Genomic DNA, 17,143 nt, shown 5'->3' on the forward strand with positions numbered 1-17,143 from the left:
ACATTGTCGGGCGAATGTCAGCGTGCAAGATGAGCGTCTTGCAGGGGAAAATCCTGATGAACAGCCCGGCTCGTCTCATCGCTGCAGTAGCCATCCTGCTGCTCGCTTGCGGCCTCGCCATGGCCGAGCCATTGACGCTCGCCATTGCCAAGGCAGCGGTTGTTTCCGATCAAGCGTCCGGGCAGATGGTGCTCAGCCTCAAGATGACAGCGGACAGTGCAAAGGCGTTCGCTGACTTCACCAGGGTGAACATCGGAAAGGTGGTCGATCTCAGCATCGACGGCGCCGTGGTGATGTCGCCGCGGCTGATGGAGCCGATCATCGGTGGCGAGATCATGGTCGGCGGAACATTCGCGCCGGGCGAACTCGAGCGGATCGTCGAAAAGATCTCATCCGGTGGTGTCAGCGTTACGGTCGATGCGAGAGCCGAGCAACCGGGCGGGTGAAACAATCGCCGTCCGCAAACTGGTCCTTGGATATCTGTTCGTCTCTCCCGATATCAGTCCGGGCGGCAAACTGAAGGAGCATTTCATCGTGGACGTGTCCGGGCCTGACAGAATGACAATCACCTTGATCGGCGGCCCCACCGCGCTCATCGAGATCGCCGGGATCCGCTTTCTGACCGATCCGACTTTCGACGTGCCCCAAGCTTATGACGCGGGCGCAGTCCGGCTGGTCAAGCAATCCGGTCCGGCCATTGGTATCGACAGTTTGCCGCCCATCGATCTGGTGTTGCTCAGCCATGACCAGCACCTAGAGCATTTTCCGTGAACGCCGAGTCACATTTGGGATTCACGCGGTGGCGGAAGTCTGTTTCATTTTCCCTGTGATTTGCAGGGAGATGACGATGACACGCAGCTTGAGTGCGGACCTTCGCGGTCGGGTGATTTTGGCTATATCGGAGGGTGTTTCGACGCGGGAGGCAGCACGCCGGTTCCGGATCGGGATTGCTACGGCGGGGAACTGGTATCGCCGCTATCGCGAGACGGGTGAGATGGCGGCACGCAAGCAGGGCCAACCGTCGCGCTCGAAGCTTGATCCTCACGAAGCCTTCATCCTCGGCCTGATCGAGGAGACGCCCGACATCACTCTGGCGGAGATTGCCGAGAGGCTGGCGGCCGGGCATGGCGTGCGCGTGGTTCCTTCGACGATCTGGATGTTTCTCGACAGGCGCTGCGTCACGTTTAAAAAAAGACGGCGCATGCCAGCGAACAACAGCGCCCCGACGTCAAGGCGCGCCGTTGCGCCTGGTTCGACGGCCAGCTCGATCTCGACCCCGAGAAGCTGATCTTCATTGATGAGACTGCGGCCTCCACCAAGATGGCGCGGCTGCGCGGGCGGGCCAAATGTGGCGAACGCTGCCGTGCGCCGGTTCCTCATGGTCATTGGAAGACCACGACCTTCACCGCTGGACTGCGGCTGAACGGCCTGACCGCACCGATGCTGCTCGACGGGCCGATGAACGGCGCCGCCTTCCTGGCCTATGCCGAACAGGTGCTCGCGCCTGAACTTTCTCCCGGCGACATCGTCGTCATGGACAACCTGCCGGCTCACAAGATCACCGGCGTTCGCGAGGCCATCCAAAGGACCGGCGCACGGCTTCTGTTGCTGCCGCCATATTCGCCCGACTTCAATCCCATCGAGATGGCGTTCTCGAAGCTCAAAGCCCTACTCAGAAAAGCAGCCGCCCGCTCCATCGATCAACTCTGGTCCGTCATCGCCGACTGCCTCGACGCCTTCAAACCGGCCGAATGCCGAAACTACTTCGAGGCAGCCGGGTATGACCCGGAGTAAGTCGAATCTGCTCTAGACAACCTCGATCATTCAGGTCGTGCATTCCTGCCTCGCGCCTCTCGAGTGCTCACGACCGAGGTTGGTGCAGGGCGCTTGGGCGGCTCGACGGAGGGGCTGGCTCCCTGGCAGAGCGTTGAAGTTGATGTATCGGATGGCCGGCGCCTATGTGTGACGGCCACGCCCGCGCGGCACGGTCCACATGGCATTGAGCCGATCAGCGGCGATGTTGTCGGCTTCGTCTTATCACTCGATAGCGAAGGTGGCCCGAGTGTCTACATCTCAGGCGACACTGTCTGGTTCGACGGCGTGGCCGAAGTCGCGCGCCGTTTTGACGTCAGGGCCGCGATCCTTTTCACTGGCTCGGCCAGGCCACGCGGCGCCTTCCATATGACCATGGACAGTAATGACGCGATCGAGGCGGCCAATGCCTTCTCCGATGCGACGATCATCGCGATCCACAATGAGGGTTGGCAGCATTTCACCGAGACGCAAAGCGAGCTTGCCAATTCCTTCAAGGCGCTCGGTATCGCAGGGCGTTTGAAGCTTCTGGAACGTGGCATTGCCGTCGACTTGCAATTGTGAGGCCGTTCAAGCCGGTCGTCACCTCTGGCTACGCGCGCCGACATTTGCGAGACTGTTCGTAACCGAAGGAATCGCCTGATGCCGACTGCAAAGACCGCCAGTGCCGCCAAACCAAAACCCTGGACCGAGATGGCGACGCATCTGGTCGACGTCGCCATGGGCCGCAAGCCCGCCGATCTCGTCATCCGCAACGGCCGCTGGGTGAACGTTCACTCGGGCGAGATCATCGCCGGCACCGATATCGCCATTGCCGGCGGCCGCTTTGCCTATTGCGGGCCGAATGCCAGCCACGCCATCGGCCAGGGCACCAAGGTGGTCGATGCCGGCGGGCGCTATCTGGTGCCCGGCCTCTGCGACGCGCACATGCATGTCGAGAGCGGCATGGTGACGGTGACCGAATTCTGCCGCGCCGTCATTCCGCACGGCACCACGTCGATGTTCATCGATCCGCACGAGATCGCCAATGTGCTGGGCCTGCCGGGCGTGCGGCTGATGCATGACGAGGCGGTGGCCATGCCCATCAACGTGCATGTGCAGATGCCGTCCTGTGTGCCATCGGCGCCTGGGCTGGAGCATGCCGGCGCCGAGCTCACGGTTGCCGACGTGGCGGAAGCGATGACCTGGGAAAACATCATCGGGCTCGGCGAAGTGATGAATTTTCCGGGTGTCGCCGCCAACGATCCTGTGATGTCGGGCGAGATCGCCGCGACGGTCAAGGCTGGCAAGACCGTCGGTGGCCACTATGCCTCGCGCGATCTCGGCCTGCCGTTCCACGGCTATGTCGCCGGCGGACCCGAGGACGACCACGAAGGCACGCGCGCCGAGGATGCCATCACCCGCGTGCGCCAGGGCATGAAGGCCATGCTGCGGCTGGGCTCGGCCTGGTACGATGTCGCCGCGCAGATCAAGGCGGTGACCGAAGGCGGCATCGATCCGCGCAACTTCATCCTGTGCACCGACGACAGCCATTCCGGCACGCTGGTGCATGAAGGTCACATGGACCGGGTGGTGCGCCACGCCATCCAACAGGGGCTGAAGCCGGTGACGGCGATCCAGATGGCGACGATCAACACCGCCCAGCATTTTAGGCTGGAACGCGAGATCGGTTCGATCGCGCCGGGGCGGTTGGGCGATCTGCTGATTGTCTCCGATCTCGCCGCAATGACCATCGATGAGGTCTATGCGCGCGGCGTCAGGCTGGCCAAGGGCGGCAAGCTCGATATCGACATTCCCGCCTATGATTACCCGAAGACGGCGAAGAACACCGTCAAGCTGGGCAAGAAGCTGAAGGCCGGCGACTTCGACATCGCGGCCCCCAAGGGCGCCAACGAGGTGCGGGTGCGGGTCATCGGCGTCATCGAGAATCAGGCGCCGACGCGCGCGCTGGAGGCCGATCTGCCGGTCGAGGACGGGCTGGTCGCCATGGACCGCCGCAACGATGTCTGCCATATCGCGCTGGTCGAGCGGCACAAGGGCACGGGCGGCGTCACCAACGCCTTCGTCTCCGGCTTCGGCTATATGGGCGATTGCGCCATGGCCTCGAGCGTGGCGCATGACGCTCATCACATCATCTGCGTCGGCACCAACAAGCAGGACATGGCGCTGGCGGTCAACCGGCTGGGCGAAGTCGGCGGCGGCGTCGTGCTGTTCTCCAAGGGCAAGGAACTGGCGCTGGTCGAAATGCCGATCGCCGGGCTGATGTCGGACGAGCGCGCCGAGATCGTCGCCGCCAAGGCCGAAAAACTCACCGAGGCGATGCGCAAGATGGGCTGTTCCCTGAACAACGCCTACATGCAGCATTCGCTGCTGGCGCTGGTGGTCATTCCGGAACTGAGGATTTCCGACGTCGGGCTGATCGACGTGACGACGTTCCAGAAAGTCGACCTGTTCGTCTAGAGCGGTTCGCGTTTTGTCTGAATCGGGATTCCCAAGACTGAGCAAATCAGATTCGATGTTCTGACCGTTGGAGGTCGGGACAGATGGCCAAGCCTTATTCGATGGATTTGCGGGAACGGGCGTTGGCTCGCCTTGAAGAAGGCGAGACGAGCCGAGAGGTGGCCGCGGCACTGAAGGTGGCAGTTTCGAGCGTGATCAAGTGGGCGGCGCGCAAGCGTCGGCTGGGCAGTGCGGCACCCGGCAAGATGGGCGGTCATCGACCCTATCTGATTGACGGGGAGCATCGTGCCTTCGTCCTGAGCGAGGTCGAGCGGGATGCCAACATAACGCTTCATGAATTGACGGCCGCACTGGCTGACCGGGGTCTCATCATCCACCCTGCCAGCGTCGGTCGCTTCCTGCATCGCGAGGGCAAGAGTTTTAAAAAAAACCGTTCTGCCGGCTGAGCAACTCAAGCCAAAGCTGATGCGTCGGCGGACGCAATGGATGCGCTATCAGACCCGCATTGACCCAACGCGCCTGGTCTTCCTGGATGAAACGTGGGTCAAGACCAACATGGCGCCGTTGCGCGGCTGGGGTGTGCGCGGCAAGCGGCTGATGGCTCACGCGCCATATGGTCATTGGAAGACGATGACCTTCATCGCCGCACTGCGGCATGATCGGGTAGAGGCGCCTTGGGTCATTGACGGACCCATCAATGCGCAGGCCTTCCGTGTCTATGTCGAAACCGAACTCATCAAGACCCTGAAGCCGGGTGACATCGTCATTCTCGACAATCTCGGATCTCACAAGGGCCAAGCCGTCCGCGACATCGTCAGGGCCGCCGGTGCGCGGCTCTTCTTCCTGCCGCCTTACAGTCCAGATCTCAATCCAATCGAGAAGCTCTTCGCCAAGCTCAAGCACTGCATGCGACGTGCCGCCAAGCGAAGCATCCAGGCCGTACACAGCGCCATCGCCAGCACCCTCGACGTCGTCACCTCAAATGAATGTAACAACTACATCGAAAGCGCCGGATACAAGTCAACCTAAATGCGAACCGCTCTAGGTATGTCGATATTCGGATATGTCGGCCTGCAAGCGGCTGCGGGTGGTAGTGTACCTAAAGCAAGCGCATCCGTTGCTCACCCGCCGGTGGCAATGGTCAGCACCTTGAACGGCGTGGTGATGACGACCTCGGCGACAGAGCCGACAGCCTTGCCAAGACCTTGGCCGAGATTGTTGAGCTGTGCGGGGTCCTCATCGGCAGCCAGGCCAGCCGGCGTGCGCAGGCGGTCGCCGAGCAACTGCACCAGGATCGGATTGTCGGCAAATTTGGCGTGGTTGAGGCCACCGTCGCCGCCCTTGGCCTTGGTCAGGTCGACCACGGCCACGCCGTAGCTGGCGAGATCGGCCGCATTGCCGTAGTCGCCGACACGTGGCTTGTCGCCGGAGATAAGTGAAGACAGTTTGAGCGCCCGGTCATCGCCTGATAGCAGCACGGCAAACGGCTTGTCCGGCCTGCCGTAACGCATCATCTGCTTCTTGAACACGTCGACATCGATATCGGGCGAAGCCAGGACGACATAGCCGAGTTTGCCGCCTAGATCGCGGTCACCGGTGATGGCGAGCTGGCGCAGCGCCTCCATCGTCAGCCAGGTTCCCATCGAATGAGCGATGATGTCGATGCTCTTGACCCGCGTCTTGGCGAGCATTCTGAGCGTCGCCTCGAGGTCGTCACGGGCAGCGTTGGCACTGTCCTTGTCGTAGATGTAGCCCGTCGTCTTGGCGCTCGACGCCCAGGAAAACAGCACCGGCGTGCCCGGATATTTCGTGTCGTGAGCGATCTGCGTCAGCCGGTAGATGCCGTCGTCGAAGCCGTTGTTGAAGCCATGCACGAAGACCAGTGCGCGGTCGCCGCGCATGGCGATGTCGGCGCCGACCGCCTTGGCGAATTGCGGGGCGTCACCATAATGGACGACATTGACGGCGGTGAATTGCTTGGCCGGGTTCGAGTCGGCCGAACCCTTGGCCCGCTCGATGGCGCCGACCTGGTGGACTTTCGGCACGGTGACGTCGACACGGGCGTAGCTGGTGGTCAACGAGCGATCGCCGTCGAATACCTGACGCGGATCCTTGGTCGCCTGCTGGCGGGTGGTGGCGACGAAAATTTCGTGCGTGGCCGCGATGTCGGAAGCTGGTACCGAGACCGTCGTCTTGTTGAGAAGATCATGCGTGTTCTGGCCGGCGCAGCCGGCAATTGCGAGCGCCAACGCGACGACGAAACTCTTCAAACGCACGGTCACGCGTCGGCTCCCGTAAAGGGGGACGTCAAAAGCATGACGTCACCAGTCATTCCGATAAGGCCAGAGACGGGCTCGGTCCAGTTCAAAGTGGGCCAAGGCCTCCGCAAGGCTGGATTGGCATGGCAAACCCGTGGCGGTGCACCTACTGTCCGAGCAGGCCGATGCGGTCGGTCACTTCACGGTCGCTGGCAAAGCCGTCATCCTCGCGCAGCCGCTGACCGATCATCTTCACCAGTTCCGGATTGTCGGCGAATTTCGTGTGGTTGAAGCTGTCGCTGCCTTTGACCTTGGAGAGATCGACCACGGTCACGCCATAGGAGGCAAGATCGGCGGCATCCTTGTAGTCGCCTACGCGTGGCCGCGAACCGGCGATCAGGCCGGACAGCCTCAGCGCGCGGTCGTCGTCGGACAACAGCAAGATGAACGGCTTGTCGGGCTTGCCGTAGCGGCGCATCTGGCTCTTGAACACGTCGACGTCGATGTCGGGCGAGGCCAGCACCACGTCGCCCAGCTTGCCGCCCAGGTCACGGTCGCCGCTGATCGCCATCTGGCGCAGCGTTTCCATGGTCACCCAGGTTCCCATCGAATGCGCGACAATGTCGATGCGCCGCGCGCCGGACTGCTGCAGCATGCGCAATGTCACTTCGAGCTGGTCGCGTGCGGCGCTGGCACTTTCCTTGTCATAGACATAGTCGGTGGTCTTGGCGCCCGATGCCCAGGAAAACAGCACCGGCGTGCCGGGGTAGCCGGAATCGTGAACGAGCTGGGTCAGGCGATAGACCGCATCGTCGAAACCGGTGTTGTAGCCATGCACGAAGACCATCACGCGGCCGCCGCGCGCCGCGATATCGGCGTTGAGCGCGCTGGAAAATTTCGGCTGCGTGTCGTAGCCGACAACTTCGGAAGCCATGAAATATTTGGCCGGATCATCCGACTTGCCACGCGAGCGCCGCTCGATCTGGCCGGTCTGGTGGATGCCGGGCACGGTGACGTTGACGCGGGCATAGTTCAGCGTCGCCGAGCGCTCGCCGTCGAAAACCTTGTTGGGATCGTCGGATTTCTTGCGCGTCGTGGCGATGAAGATCGAGTGGTTGCCGGCGATGTCCGTCACCGGCGCGGCGACGATGGCGCTGCCAAGCAATTCCTGCGTTTGCGGGCCGGCGCAGCCGGCGACGAGCAAGGCGAGACAAACGGTAACGATCTTCTTCAAAGGCACTTCTGAAATTCCACTCCGGCCAAAAGGCCCATCCACCCCCGCGACACCTCCCGGACAGGGAGAGTGCGGCAGAACTAAGTCGTGTCCAGTCGAAATGTGGTCAGCGCCTGGTTACAGCCATCGCACTGTTGCGCGAAAGCCAAAATGGCGGAAGGAACGCCGGAATGTTGGAGAAAGGCAGCACCTCCGGCTTGAGGCGGATGCCGAGAACATCCGCCACGAAGGCGCGGCGCGCTTCGATGCGGCTCCAGGCTTCGGGATAGCGTGCCGCAATCTCTTCGCGCAGCGCCTCGTCGGCGAGCGCGATGCCATCCTCAATGTTGGTGGTGAAATAGTCGCTGCCGGTCGCCGGGATGATGTCGACCTGCAACGCCATGCCAGATCGCAATTTGATGTCGGAGCCGGAAAACACCGGCGAATGCATCCATTCGTCGATATGGACGAGATGGCCGGGATTGAGGGTGACGCCAAAGAACGGATCGCCGATGCGGTCTTGCACCGCCTTCCACAACGCGCCGCCCGTCGTGCCGATGCCGATCGCTTCGTACCAGTCGACAACCGCCGCGAAATACGGCGCGACCAGCTTTTCGACGTAGTCGCGGATAGCAGGACGCAACTCTGAGGCATCCTCGGCGAGGAAGCCGGCACGGGCATTGAGCGCGCCCTGGATGCCATAGGCCATGGTGATCGGGTCGCCGCGCCGGATGATGTCGAGGCGAGGGCTGGGCAGGCCATAGGCGGCGCGCTTTCCCGCCGACAGCATCGGGTGACAACAATGCGGCAGGCCATTCATGCCCATCAGCCGCGCCGCCTGCAGTTCGCTCATGCCGGGCTCGATGCCCTGCAGGACATTGCGCAACCCTTGCGAGGTGAAGGTCGCGGCGAACTCGAAGCTGGCCAACTGGTCCGCCTCGTTGATCGCGCGCAGGCCGTCGATGGGGTTCATCAAAAGATTGGCGGCGTTCACGACCGCGCCTTTGTCGCCGACAAGCGTACGTAGCGTATCGGCAATGAAGGAGGGCAGGTCGAGCGTGGTCTCATCGAACCCGGCGTCGCCGGCGCCAAAAAGCTTCCAGCCGATGGCGCCGATCCTTTGGCCGGGCTTCAGGCCGCAACCGGCAAGGATGTCGGGCAGCGCGTCCGAGCGGTCGCGTGGCTGCGCCGGCAATGAGAAGGTCTGGTAAAGCACGCGCTCGTAGGGGCCGTCGCAGATTTCGGCATAGCCCCAGCCCTCATTGCCGACGAGAAGTTTTGGCTGCTTGCCGGGAGCGATGACCAGCAATGTCTCCTCGAAGCGCGGATCGTAGCCTGAGAGATAGGCGACATTGGCGGCGTGTTCGCGGTCGCCATAGACGGCGAGGGCATCGAAGCCGGCCCTGGCGCCGCGCGCGATCAGCGCTTCGATGCGCGCTTCATAGGTGCTTCGCGCAACCAGCGGCATCACCGTCGGTTCGCCGAATTCCGGCAGCGACATGGATTTCAGGCCGACCGATGCGACAGGCATGAACAAACGCCCCCAAGTGCCTGCAAGAATACTGCGAAATGCCCTTTGCGCATGGGCATGAAGGGCCGGACAATGGCGTTGCGGGGCCGGATATGCAATAGGCAGAATCGATCGCGCCGGATCAGGATGCAACAAACAGACGCTGAGCAGCCGGATCGACGACAGGGATCTGTACGAGACATGCGGCACAAGGTGGCTTTCCGATGACCAGTTTTTCCTCCCGCGTCGCTACCGCAGCCGCCGCGATCCGCCAGATCTTTCCGGAAACGCCGCTGCAGGAAAACGACTATCTGTCGAAAAAGACCGGCGCGCGGGTGCTGCTGAAGCGCGAAGACCTGTCGCCGGTGCGCTCCTACAAGATCCGTGGCGCTTTCAACTTTTTCCGCAAGGCGCTTGCTGCCGGCAATCAGGCCGATCTGTTCGTCTGCGCGTCGGCCGGCAATCACGCGCAGGGTTTTGCCTTCGTCTGCCGCCATTTCGGCAAGAAGGGCGTGGTGTTCATGCCGGTGACGACGCCGCAGCAGAAGATCGACAAGACCAGGCTGTTCGGCGGCGAGTTCGTCGAGATCAGGCTGGTCGGCGACTTTTTTGACGACTGCTACCGCGCCGCCTTCGAATTCACCGAAAGCTCAGGCGCCCACATGGTGCCGCCCTTCGACCACAAGGACATCATCGAGGGGCAGGCGACAGTCGCCTATGAGATTGCGGACCAGATGCCTGGCGCACGCATGCCCGACATCATCATGCTGCCGGTCGGCGGCGGCGGGCTCGCTGCTGGAGTGACGCACTATTTCGCTGATCAGGGCCGGGAGGCGCGTTTCGTCTTCTGCGAGCCTGCCGGCGCGCCGAGCCTGCATGACAGCCTCGCGGCCGGAAAACGGCTGAAGCTCGCCAAGGTCGACAACTTCGTCGATGGTGCCGCGGTCGCCGAGATCGGCCGCGAACCCTTGAGGTACCTCAAGGAGTTCGCCGCCGACACGGTGCGGCTGATCCCGGAGAACCGGCTCTGCGCGACCATGATCGAGATGCTCAACGTCGAAGGCGTCGTGCTCGAGCCGGCCGGCGCTTTGGCGATCGACGCCCTGAAGGATTTTTCCAGGAAGGAAATCCGCGGCAAGACCATTGTCGCCGTGGTTTCAGGTGGCAATTTCGATTTCGAGCGGCTGCCGGATGTCAAGGAACGGGCGCTGCGCTACGAGGGCCTGAAGAAATACTTCATCATCCGCTTCCCCCAGCGGCCGGGCGCGCTACGCGACTTCCTTGAAATGCTGGGTCCGGACGATGACATTGCACGCTTCGAGTATCTGAAGAAGTCGGCGCGCAATTTCGGCTCGGTGCTGATCGGCATCGAAACCAAGGACCGCCGCAATTTCGACCTGTTGAAGGCAAACTTCGAGGCCGAGGGCGTCCAGTATCAGGACATCACCGACAACGAGACATTGGCGGGGTTCATCATATGAACGCAAAGGTCTTCATCGCCCTGTTTTCCGGCATCAATGTCGGCGGCAACCGCATCGTCAAGATGGCGGAGCTGCGCTCGTTCTTCGAGGATATCGGCTTTTCCAACGTCGCCACCTATGTGCAAAGCGGCAATGTCGTGTTCCGCGCCGGCAAGGGCGACGCGACCGCGCTGACCAAGCAGATCGAAGCGGCCTTCGAGCAGAAATGGGGTTTTCATTCGCGCATCATGGTGCGCGATCTCTCCTGGTTCGAACGGCTGGTGAGCGAAAATCCTTATCCGGAAGCAGCGGCTGACCACACCAAGCTCCATGCCTATGCGCTGGAGCGTGAACCGACCGCCGATGAGGTGGCGCGACTGGGTGAAAAGTGCACCGGCCCCGAACGCTTCGAAGTCAAGGGAGATGTGCTCTACCTCAGCGCGCCGGACGGGCTCGGCAAATCGGTGTTTGCCAACCTCATTCCGCGCGTTCTGAAGGTGCCGGGCACCGCGCGTAACTGGCGCTCGGTGCTGGCGCTGCTGGAGATGGCCGGGCAGGCCGATAAAAATTAGGCCGATTACGCCGCCGTGGCCGGCTTCCAGTCGAAGGTCAGCTCTTCGCGGAAGGCGAAGCGCTTGATGTGATCGGCGACAACACTTTCCAGGCGCTCGAGCGAACCCGCCTCGTCGGTCGACACCGTGATGTGCAGCGTGCTCGCATCGGCATCCATGACCGTGCGGCCGAGCGACAGGTCGATGGCGCCATGGGTGGGATCGAATTCGACCGGGAATTTATGTGCCCAATGCTTGCACAATTGCTGTAGGTAGCGGCTGGCGTTCTCGGTGGCGATGTCGGCATGGCTGGATGGCATGAATGACTTCTCCTGGTCTGGGCGCTGGCCTGCCGGCCAGGCGTGATGACTGGTCAGATAGGTGGCGTGGCGCGAAACGGCAAAGGCGGCCGGCTTTTACCCCGGCCGCCGCGCTTCAAGATGGCGTGATTGCTACCAGCTTCCGGTGTTCGCCATCGACGCCCAGGGTTCGGCCTTGGCTTTGGCCGGACCCTTCTGCAGAAGCTCGATGGAGATGCCGTCGGGCGACCGGATGAAGGCCATGTTGCCGTCGCGCGGCGGCCGGTTGATGATGACGCCGTTGTCCATCAGATGCTGGCAGGTCGCGTAGATGTCATCGACCTCATAGGCAAGGTGGCCGAAATTGCGCCCGCCCTTGTAGTCTTCCGGATCCCAGTTGTAGGTCAGTTCGACCAAAGGTGCCTTGTCGTTGATGCCGCTCTGCTCGTCTTCGGAGGCGGCGAGGAAGATCAGCGTGAAGCGGCCTTGCTCGTTTTCATAGCGGCGAACTTCCTTCAGCCCGAGCTTGTTGCAGTAGAAGTCGAGCGAGGCATCGACATCGGCGACGCGGACCATTGTGTGCAGATAGCGCATGAGTTTTCCTCGATCTGTTGGGGTGCGGCGCAACATAGGGTCGGCGCGGCGAAAGGGCAATCGCCCGCGGTCGGCGATGCCGGCAAAGAACAAATCCGGTATTCCCGCAATGAACCGTGAAAAAAGGCACGGCAGGTCTTGCACACACCGGAAGCCGCGGTGTTAATCTGGTGTCAAGAATCAGTTGCGGTGTTCTTGCAAAAAGGGGGCATTCTTATGGGGGAAAAGGCCTCTTTGACGGGGCGGGCCGGAACCCTTGGCGACGCCTTGAAGCGCGACGAAGGCGGCGATGCCGCCGACCTGACCGAAATTGCCGGCGCCATCAAGTGGTTCGATGTGGCCAAGGGCTACGGGTTCATCCTTCCCGATGACGGTGTTTCGGGCGATATCCTCCTCCATGTGACATGTCTTCGGCGGGACGGCTTCCAGACAGCTCTGGAAGGCGCGCGCGTGGTCTGCCTTGTCAAGCAGGGCGATCGTGGGCTGCAGGCCTTCCGTGTGCTTTCCATGGATGTCACCACCGCCGTCCATCCAGCGGAAATGCAGGAGCAGCGCACCCATGTCGCGGTGACACCGGAGAGCGGGCTCGAACGCGCCCTGGTCAAGTGGTTCAATCGCACCAAGGGCTTCGGCTTCCTGACGCGTGGCGAAGGCACCGAGGACATTTTCGTCCATATGGAAACCTTGCGCCGCTACGGCATCACCGAGCTTCGGCCGGGGCAGGTCGTGCTTGTCCGTTTCGGGCGCGGCGACAAAGGCCTTATGGCCGCCGAAATTCACCCCGATATGGGCACCTTGCCGGTTTCGCACTAGAACTCGACCCATCCCGATAAATCGAGATGGTTCAGGTTGCAGCTCCTCTTTGTTTGACCATGATCTTGTCCGAAACCGGTTTCCACTTTTCGGGATCATGGTCTAGGACGATTTCCGGTCGAGGATTTTGGATGGCTCACAGGAACTGGCTGACGGCGGGCGTGCTTTGCGCCATTGTTGCCGTGATTGCGGCCTCGGGCGCCTTCTTCTATTCAGAACGGCCGACCTCGGCCGACAGCCGGGCGATGATCCTTCCGGTCGACCCGACGCCGCTGGTCGTTGTGACGAAAGATGGAAATCGCTCCTTTTCGATCGAAATCGCCGACACCGATACAGAGCGCGAAGCCGGCTTGATGTATCGCCAGGATATGGCGGACGATCACGGCATGCTGTTCGTCTTCGAAATACAGCAGCAGGTCAGTTTCTGGATGCAGAACACGCCGATGCCGCTTGACCTGATCTTTGTCGGCCAGGATGGCAAGATCCGGGCCGTCAAGCATGGCGAGCCGCAATCCCAGGCCATCATCTCACCCGGCGTACCCGTGCGCTTTGTGCTCGAGCTCAAGGCCGGCACCGCCGCCAAATACGGCATCGAATATGGCGACCTGTTGCGCCACCCGGCCGTCGGCACAATATCTGGCCCTGGCATACCACCGTCGGACAAGGGCGATTCCCCGAACGTCGATTCCAACTGAGCGCCGGGGATAGCCTTCCGATGCAGTTTTTTTCCCATGACGGGTTCGATCTTGCCTTCCTCGACCGCCAGCCTGCCTCGGGCGAGGGCGACCCCGTGCTCATGATCCACGGCTTCGCCTCGAGCCACTATGTCAACTGGGTATCGCCCGGCTGGTTCAAGACGCTCAACGATGCCGGCTATCGCGCCATCGCCTTCGACAATCGCGGCCACGGTTCGTCATCGAAGAGCTATGAAGAGGCCGATTATACACCGGCGAAAATGGCGTCTGATGCCGCCGCGTTGCTCGACCATCTCGGTATCGAACGGGCCCATGTCATGGGCTATTCGATGGGCGCGCGCATCGCGGCGTTCCTGGCGCTGTCCGATCCGGACAAGGTGGCGACGCTGGTCTTTGGTGGCCTCGGCATCGGCATGGTCGACGGTGTCGGCGACTGGGATCCGATTGCCGCGCCCTGCTTGCCGACGATCCGACGGCCACTACCCATCCGCGCGGCCGCTCTTTCCGCGCCTTCGCCGACCAGACCCGCAGCGATCGCCGGGCGCTCGCCGCCTGCATCGCCAAATCGCGGGAGTTGCTCAGCGAGGACGATATTGCCCGCATCGCCCAGCCGACGCTGGTCGCGGTCGGCACCACGGATGACATTGGCGGTTCTCCGGACGAGCTTGCCGCCCTGATGCCGAACGCCAGGGCTTTCCACATCGAGGGCAGGGACCATATGCTGGCGGTCGGGGACAAGACCTTCAAGCAACGCGTGCTGGAGTTTTATGCTGAATATCCGCTTTGAGCGGTTGGCCGGGGGCAACAGTGGCACAATGGAGAAGAGGCACGGCTGGCCGCCTTCTCGGCGGCAATGGCCTCGACGATAGGCGCCTTCACCTGATCGCCCCTAGCCCATAGCGAGCGCCTCCAGCGACCGAGCCATGTTCAGCCTGGCCTGCGGCTCGAAACGCTGGCGGAATTCCTCCGTGTGGAAGATGTGCGGGCGGGCCAGGAAATCCTTCAGCACAGCACCCCGTCCGGCACGCCACATCGGCTCCTCCACCCAGTCATATTCGCGGCGGACCGCGCGCTCATAAGCGTCGAACGCATCCGGCGCGGCACCCAGAATCGACAGGTCCATATCGAGGAACAGGCTGGCGTCGCGCGTCGCCGCCGCGTCGTCGAACCGGGGCAGTTGGTGCGTGGCGGTGGCAAGGATCATCGCGCTGATGCGGCTCAGGCGGTCGGCATCGGTGCGGCCCGCGAGCTTTTCCTCGGCAAGGGCGGCACTTCTGGCCTCATTGCCCTTGGCCTTGCTGTCGTAGATGGCGTCATGGAACCAGATCGCGGCTTCGACGGCCTCGGGATCGCCGAGCTGCGCTCGATAGTCGCCGGCCAGCGCCAGCATCGCCTCGATATGGGCGAGGTTGTGGTAATGGCGATCTCCGGCGCTATAGAGCGCCGAAAGCTCGGCTTTCAGGGCCGTGTCGATCAACGGCTGGTCTTTCATTTTTATCATCCGTCCAGTTAATCGATCTCAGCCCCTCGGAGTCAAAGAACCGATCACTGCGAACCTTGCATGGGCCGGGGCTCTGAGGAATGCTGCCAGTCCAAGAAATATCCAACCCAGGGAGGCTGACATGACCAATACGCCCAGCAGCGAGACTCCGAGACCGGGGACGATCGACATGAAGCTGGAGGCCGTCATCATTGCCGTTGCGGATGCCGATCGGTCCAAGCGTTTTTATGGCGGCCTCGGTTGGCGGCTCGACGCCGACTTCGTCGTCGGCGACGCGTTTCGGGTCGTTCAATTCACGCCGCCCGGTTCGCCGTGCTCGATCCATTTCGGCAAAGGCCTGACATCAGCCGCGCCAGGTTCGGCGAAGGGGCTTTATCTCGTGGTGTCCGATATCGAGGCGGCGCATGCCGAACTCGTGGCGCGCGGCGTCGAGGCGAGCGAGGTGTTTCATCGCGCGGGGCCTGGGCAGCCGCCGATCAGCGGTCGGCATCCGGAAGGGCGCAGTTATTCATCCTATGTCACGTTCAGCGATCCGGATGGCAACAGCTTCATACTGCAGGAAATCACCCAGCGATTGCCTGGACGCGTGGATGCCAGCGACACGATATTCACGTCGTCCGGCGAGCTTGCCGCGGCGCTGCGGCGTGCGGCGGCCGCACATGGCGAACACGAGAAACGGACTGGCGGACAGCATGATGTGAACTGGCCCGACTGGTATGCCGAATACATGGTGGCGGAACAGGCCGGCACGCCGTTGCCGACTTGAACGGCGTCCGTTGCAGCGCGGCGTCATCGGCGCCGCGCTGACCTTGAGCCCGCCACCAGATCGCTCTACGCCTTCCCCGCAGCGAGGCGCGGAGGGCCGCTTTCAGGCGTCCGGCGATCAAGGGTTCGTTTTCCATGGCTGCTTGAATTCCCGCGAACCAAATCCATTTGACAATGCACTAAGGAAAATTGAGTTCAATCGTGCTATGATCTGGCTTATATGTGCGGCCGGAAAACAGGCAAGCCAGCAGGACGCAGGACGAGACGTCGATGAACAGCATCAGCATTTCCCGCCACAGCGCGTTGCAGCCGGTCGATCCGATCTGGCGTTCGATCCGTGACGAAGCGATGGACGCGGTCAACCGCGACCCCTTGCTCGCCGCCTTCCTCTATTCGACGATCCTCAACCAGGAGAGCCTGGAAGAGGCGGTCATCCACCGGATCGCCGAGCGGCTTGCCCATCAGGATATCGGCTCTGATCTCATCCGCCAGACCTTCAAATCGATGCTGGCCGACGATAAGGACTGGCCGACGACCGTGCGTGTCGACATCCAGGCCTATTACGACCGCGACCCGGCCTGCGACCGCTTCATCATGCCGGTGCTCTATTTCAAGGGCTTTCACGCCATCCAGACCCATCGGCTGGCGCATTGGCTGTGGAACCAGGGCCGCAAGGACTTCGCGCTCTATCTGCAGAGCCGTTCGTCCTCGGTCTTCCAGACCGACATCAACCCGGCCGCACGCATCGGCAAGGGCATCTTCATCGATCACGCCACCGGCCTCGTCGTTGGCGAGACCGCGTCATCGAGGACGATGTGTCGATCCTGCACGGCGTGACGCTCGGCGGCACCGGCAAGGCTGGTGGCGACCGCCACCCTAAGATCCGCCGTGGCGTGCTGATCGGCGCCGGCGCCAAGATCCTCGGCAATATCGAGATCGGCCATTGCTCCAAGGTCGCCGCCGGGTCGGTGGTGCTGTCGCCCGTGCCGCACAACAAGACGGTTGCCGGCGTGCCGGCCCGCGTCGTCGGCGAGACCGGCTGCGACCAGCCTTCCCGCCAGATGGACCAGCTTCTGCCATCGCAGTCGATGGACCAGGTGGTCAGCTTCGATATCTGATTTACGCGCCGGCGCGTCGTCCGGCGTCATTGCGATTTTGCCCGGCGGCGCCGCCGCTTCCGGTGCAATACGGCCGGCTTGCCTTTACATCGCC

General features: G+C 62.3%; 18 protein-coding genes and 1 pseudogene. 13 read left to right on the plus strand and 6 right to left on the minus strand.

What is annotated here, in order from left to right:
• The first annotated feature begins 56 nt into the window (after positions 1-56).
• From HB778_RS28395 to HB778_RS28420, 6 genes are all read left to right on the plus strand, one after another.
• On the plus strand, positions 57-446 hold the full coding sequence (locus tag HB778_RS28395) for a SecDF P1 head subdomain-containing protein (RefSeq protein ID WP_183458760.1): 390 nt from the start codon (positions 57-59) through the stop codon (positions 444-446).
• On the plus strand, positions 418-771 hold the full coding sequence (locus HB778_RS43110) for an MBL fold metallo-hydrolase (protein ID WP_183458762.1): 354 nt from the start codon (positions 418-420) through the stop codon (positions 769-771). Before HB778_RS28395 ends, HB778_RS43110 begins: the two co-directional genes overlap by 29 nt.
• A gap of 76 nt (positions 772-847) precedes the next feature.
• Positions 848-1,794 (plus strand): IS630 family transposase gene (locus HB778_RS28405; RefSeq protein ID WP_183465598.1). Its coding sequence is split into 2 segments (ribosomal slippage): positions 848-1,187 and positions 1,187-1,794, totalling 948 coding nucleotides; the frame shifts between segments, so codons are not numbered across the junction.
• A gap of 93 nt (positions 1,795-1,887) precedes the next feature.
• Complete coding sequence (locus HB778_RS28410) at positions 1,888-2,376, plus strand: MBL fold metallo-hydrolase (protein WP_244661660.1); 489 nt, start codon at positions 1,888-1,890, stop codon at positions 2,374-2,376.
• A 78-nt stretch (positions 2,377-2,454) separates the two neighbouring features.
• Positions 2,455-4,272 (plus strand): adenine deaminase, encoded by a 1,818-nt coding sequence (gene ade, locus HB778_RS28415; protein WP_183458763.1) that lies wholly within the window; start codon positions 2,455-2,457, stop codon positions 4,270-4,272.
• A gap of 83 nt (positions 4,273-4,355) precedes the next feature.
• Positions 4,356-5,301, plus strand: a protein-coding gene (locus tag HB778_RS28420) for an IS630 family transposase (protein WP_183458765.1) whose coding sequence is annotated in 2 segments (ribosomal slippage) — positions 4,356-4,694 and positions 4,696-5,301 — 945 coding nt in all. Because the reading frame shifts where the segments join, the coding sequence is not laid out codon by codon here.
• A gap of 92 nt (positions 5,302-5,393) precedes the next feature.
• Here the strand turns inward: HB778_RS28420 and HB778_RS28425 are convergent.
• The 3 genes from HB778_RS28425 to HB778_RS28435 form a co-directional block, all read right to left on the minus strand.
• A complete protein-coding gene (locus HB778_RS28425) occupies positions 5,394-6,554 on the minus strand; it encodes an alpha/beta hydrolase (protein ID WP_183458767.1) in 1,161 nt (386 codons plus the stop codon).
• A gap of 142 nt (positions 6,555-6,696) precedes the next feature.
• The gene (locus tag HB778_RS28430; RefSeq protein WP_183458769.1) at positions 6,697-7,770 is read right to left on the minus strand and encodes an alpha/beta hydrolase; all 1,074 of its coding nucleotides are present in this window, start codon (positions 7,768-7,770) and stop codon (positions 6,697-6,699) included.
• 100 nt (positions 7,771-7,870) lie between these two features.
• Positions 7,871-9,274: an aminopeptidase P family N-terminal domain-containing protein gene (locus tag HB778_RS28435; protein ID WP_183458771.1), complete on the minus strand. Its 1,404-nt coding sequence runs from the start codon at positions 9,272-9,274 to the stop codon at positions 7,871-7,873.
• A gap of 203 nt (positions 9,275-9,477) precedes the next feature.
• Between HB778_RS28435 and ilvA the strand changes: the two genes are divergently transcribed.
• On the plus strand, positions 9,478-10,734 hold the full coding sequence (gene ilvA / locus HB778_RS28440) for a threonine ammonia-lyase IlvA (RefSeq protein WP_183458773.1): 1,257 nt from the start codon (positions 9,478-9,480) through the stop codon (positions 10,732-10,734).
• Positions 10,731-11,285 (plus strand): DUF1697 domain-containing protein, encoded by a 555-nt coding sequence (locus tag HB778_RS28445; protein ID WP_183458775.1) that lies wholly within the window; start codon positions 10,731-10,733, stop codon positions 11,283-11,285. Before ilvA ends, HB778_RS28445 begins: the two co-directional genes overlap by 4 nt.
• A 5-nt stretch (positions 11,286-11,290) precedes the next feature.
• Here HB778_RS28445 and HB778_RS28450 read toward each other — a convergent pair whose 3' ends face one another.
• Positions 11,291-11,584 (minus strand): DUF2218 domain-containing protein, encoded by a 294-nt coding sequence (locus HB778_RS28450; protein WP_183458777.1) that lies wholly within the window; start codon positions 11,582-11,584, stop codon positions 11,291-11,293.
• 132 nt (positions 11,585-11,716) lie between these two features.
• Positions 11,717-12,157 carry a VOC family protein gene (locus HB778_RS28455; protein ID WP_183458779.1) on the minus strand — a complete coding sequence of 147 codons (441 nt, stop codon included), beginning with the start codon at positions 12,155-12,157 and terminating at the stop codon, positions 11,717-11,719.
• A gap of 216 nt (positions 12,158-12,373) precedes the next feature.
• On the opposite strand from HB778_RS28455, the gene HB778_RS28460 reads away from it, so the two are divergent.
• The 3 genes from HB778_RS28460 to HB778_RS28470 all read left to right on the plus strand — a co-directional run bounded on the left by HB778_RS28460 (position 12,374) and on the right by HB778_RS28470 (position 14,342).
• Positions 12,374-12,970, plus strand: a complete 597-nt coding sequence (locus HB778_RS28460; protein WP_032920553.1) for a cold-shock protein — start codon at positions 12,374-12,376, stop codon at positions 12,968-12,970.
• A 131-nt stretch (positions 12,971-13,101) separates the two neighbouring features.
• A complete protein-coding gene (locus tag HB778_RS28465) occupies positions 13,102-13,665 on the plus strand; it encodes a DUF192 domain-containing protein (protein ID WP_183458781.1) in 564 nt (187 codons plus the stop codon).
• A 20-nt stretch (positions 13,666-13,685) separates the two neighbouring features.
• The gene (locus tag HB778_RS28470) at positions 13,686-14,342 is read left to right on the plus strand and encodes an alpha/beta fold hydrolase (RefSeq protein ID WP_348524631.1); all 657 of its coding nucleotides are present in this window, start codon (positions 13,686-13,688) and stop codon (positions 14,340-14,342) included.
• A 212-nt stretch (positions 14,343-14,554) separates the two neighbouring features.
• On the opposite strand, the gene HB778_RS28475 is transcribed toward HB778_RS28470, so the two are convergent.
• Positions 14,555-15,157: an HD domain-containing protein gene (locus tag HB778_RS28475; protein WP_183458783.1), complete on the minus strand. Its 603-nt coding sequence runs from the start codon at positions 15,155-15,157 to the stop codon at positions 14,555-14,557.
• A gap of 130 nt (positions 15,158-15,287) precedes the next feature.
• On the opposite strand from HB778_RS28475, the gene HB778_RS28480 reads away from it, so the two are divergent.
• Both HB778_RS28480 and cysE read left to right on the plus strand, forming a co-directional pair.
• A complete protein-coding gene (locus HB778_RS28480; protein ID WP_183465258.1) occupies positions 15,288-15,932 on the plus strand; it encodes a VOC family protein in 645 nt (214 codons plus the stop codon).
• 269 nt (positions 15,933-16,201) lie between these two features.
• A pseudogene (gene cysE / locus HB778_RS28485) lies at positions 16,202-17,049 on the plus strand (serine O-acetyltransferase).
• The last annotated feature ends 94 nt before the right edge of the window (positions 17,050-17,143 follow it).

This window comes from Mesorhizobium huakuii, assembly GCF_014189455.1.
Lineage (GTDB): Bacteria > Pseudomonadota > Alphaproteobacteria > Rhizobiales > Rhizobiaceae > Mesorhizobium > Mesorhizobium huakuii_A.

Excerpts from the sequence above, each read along its gene's own strand:
- ilvA (WP_183458773.1), top strand. The coding sequence starts at position 9,478 with ATGACCAGTTTTTCCTCCCGCGTCGCTACCGCAGCCGCCGCGATCCGC.
- HB778_RS28435 (WP_183458771.1), bottom strand. The coding sequence starts at position 9,274 with ATGCCTGTCGCATCGGTCGGCCTGAAATCCATGTCGCTGCCGGAATTC.
- HB778_RS28465 (WP_183458781.1), top strand. The coding sequence starts at position 13,102 with ATGGCTCACAGGAACTGGCTGACGGCGGGCGTGCTTTGCGCCATTGTT.
- HB778_RS28460 (WP_032920553.1), top strand. The coding sequence starts at position 12,374 with ATGGGGGAAAAGGCCTCTTTGACGGGGCGGGCCGGAACCCTTGGCGAC.
- ade (WP_183458763.1), top strand. The coding sequence starts at position 2,455 with ATGCCGACTGCAAAGACCGCCAGTGCCGCCAAACCAAAACCCTGGACC.
- HB778_RS28470 (WP_348524631.1), top strand. The coding sequence starts at position 13,686 with ATGCAGTTTTTTTCCCATGACGGGTTCGATCTTGCCTTCCTCGACCGC.
- HB778_RS28395 (WP_183458760.1), top strand. The coding sequence starts at position 57 with ATGAACAGCCCGGCTCGTCTCATCGCTGCAGTAGCCATCCTGCTGCTC.
- HB778_RS28450 (WP_183458777.1), bottom strand. The coding sequence starts at position 11,584 with ATGCCATCCAGCCATGCCGACATCGCCACCGAGAACGCCAGCCGCTAC.
- HB778_RS43110 (WP_183458762.1), top strand. The coding sequence starts at position 418 with ATGCGAGAGCCGAGCAACCGGGCGGGTGAAACAATCGCCGTCCGCAAA.
- HB778_RS28475 (WP_183458783.1), bottom strand. The coding sequence starts at position 15,157 with ATGAAAGACCAGCCGTTGATCGACACGGCCCTGAAAGCCGAGCTTTCG.
- HB778_RS28455 (WP_183458779.1), bottom strand. The coding sequence starts at position 12,157 with ATGCGCTATCTGCACACAATGGTCCGCGTCGCCGATGTCGATGCCTCG.
- HB778_RS28480 (WP_183465258.1), top strand. The coding sequence starts at position 15,288 with ATGACCAATACGCCCAGCAGCGAGACTCCGAGACCGGGGACGATCGAC.
- HB778_RS28445 (WP_183458775.1), top strand. The coding sequence starts at position 10,731 with ATGAACGCAAAGGTCTTCATCGCCCTGTTTTCCGGCATCAATGTCGGC.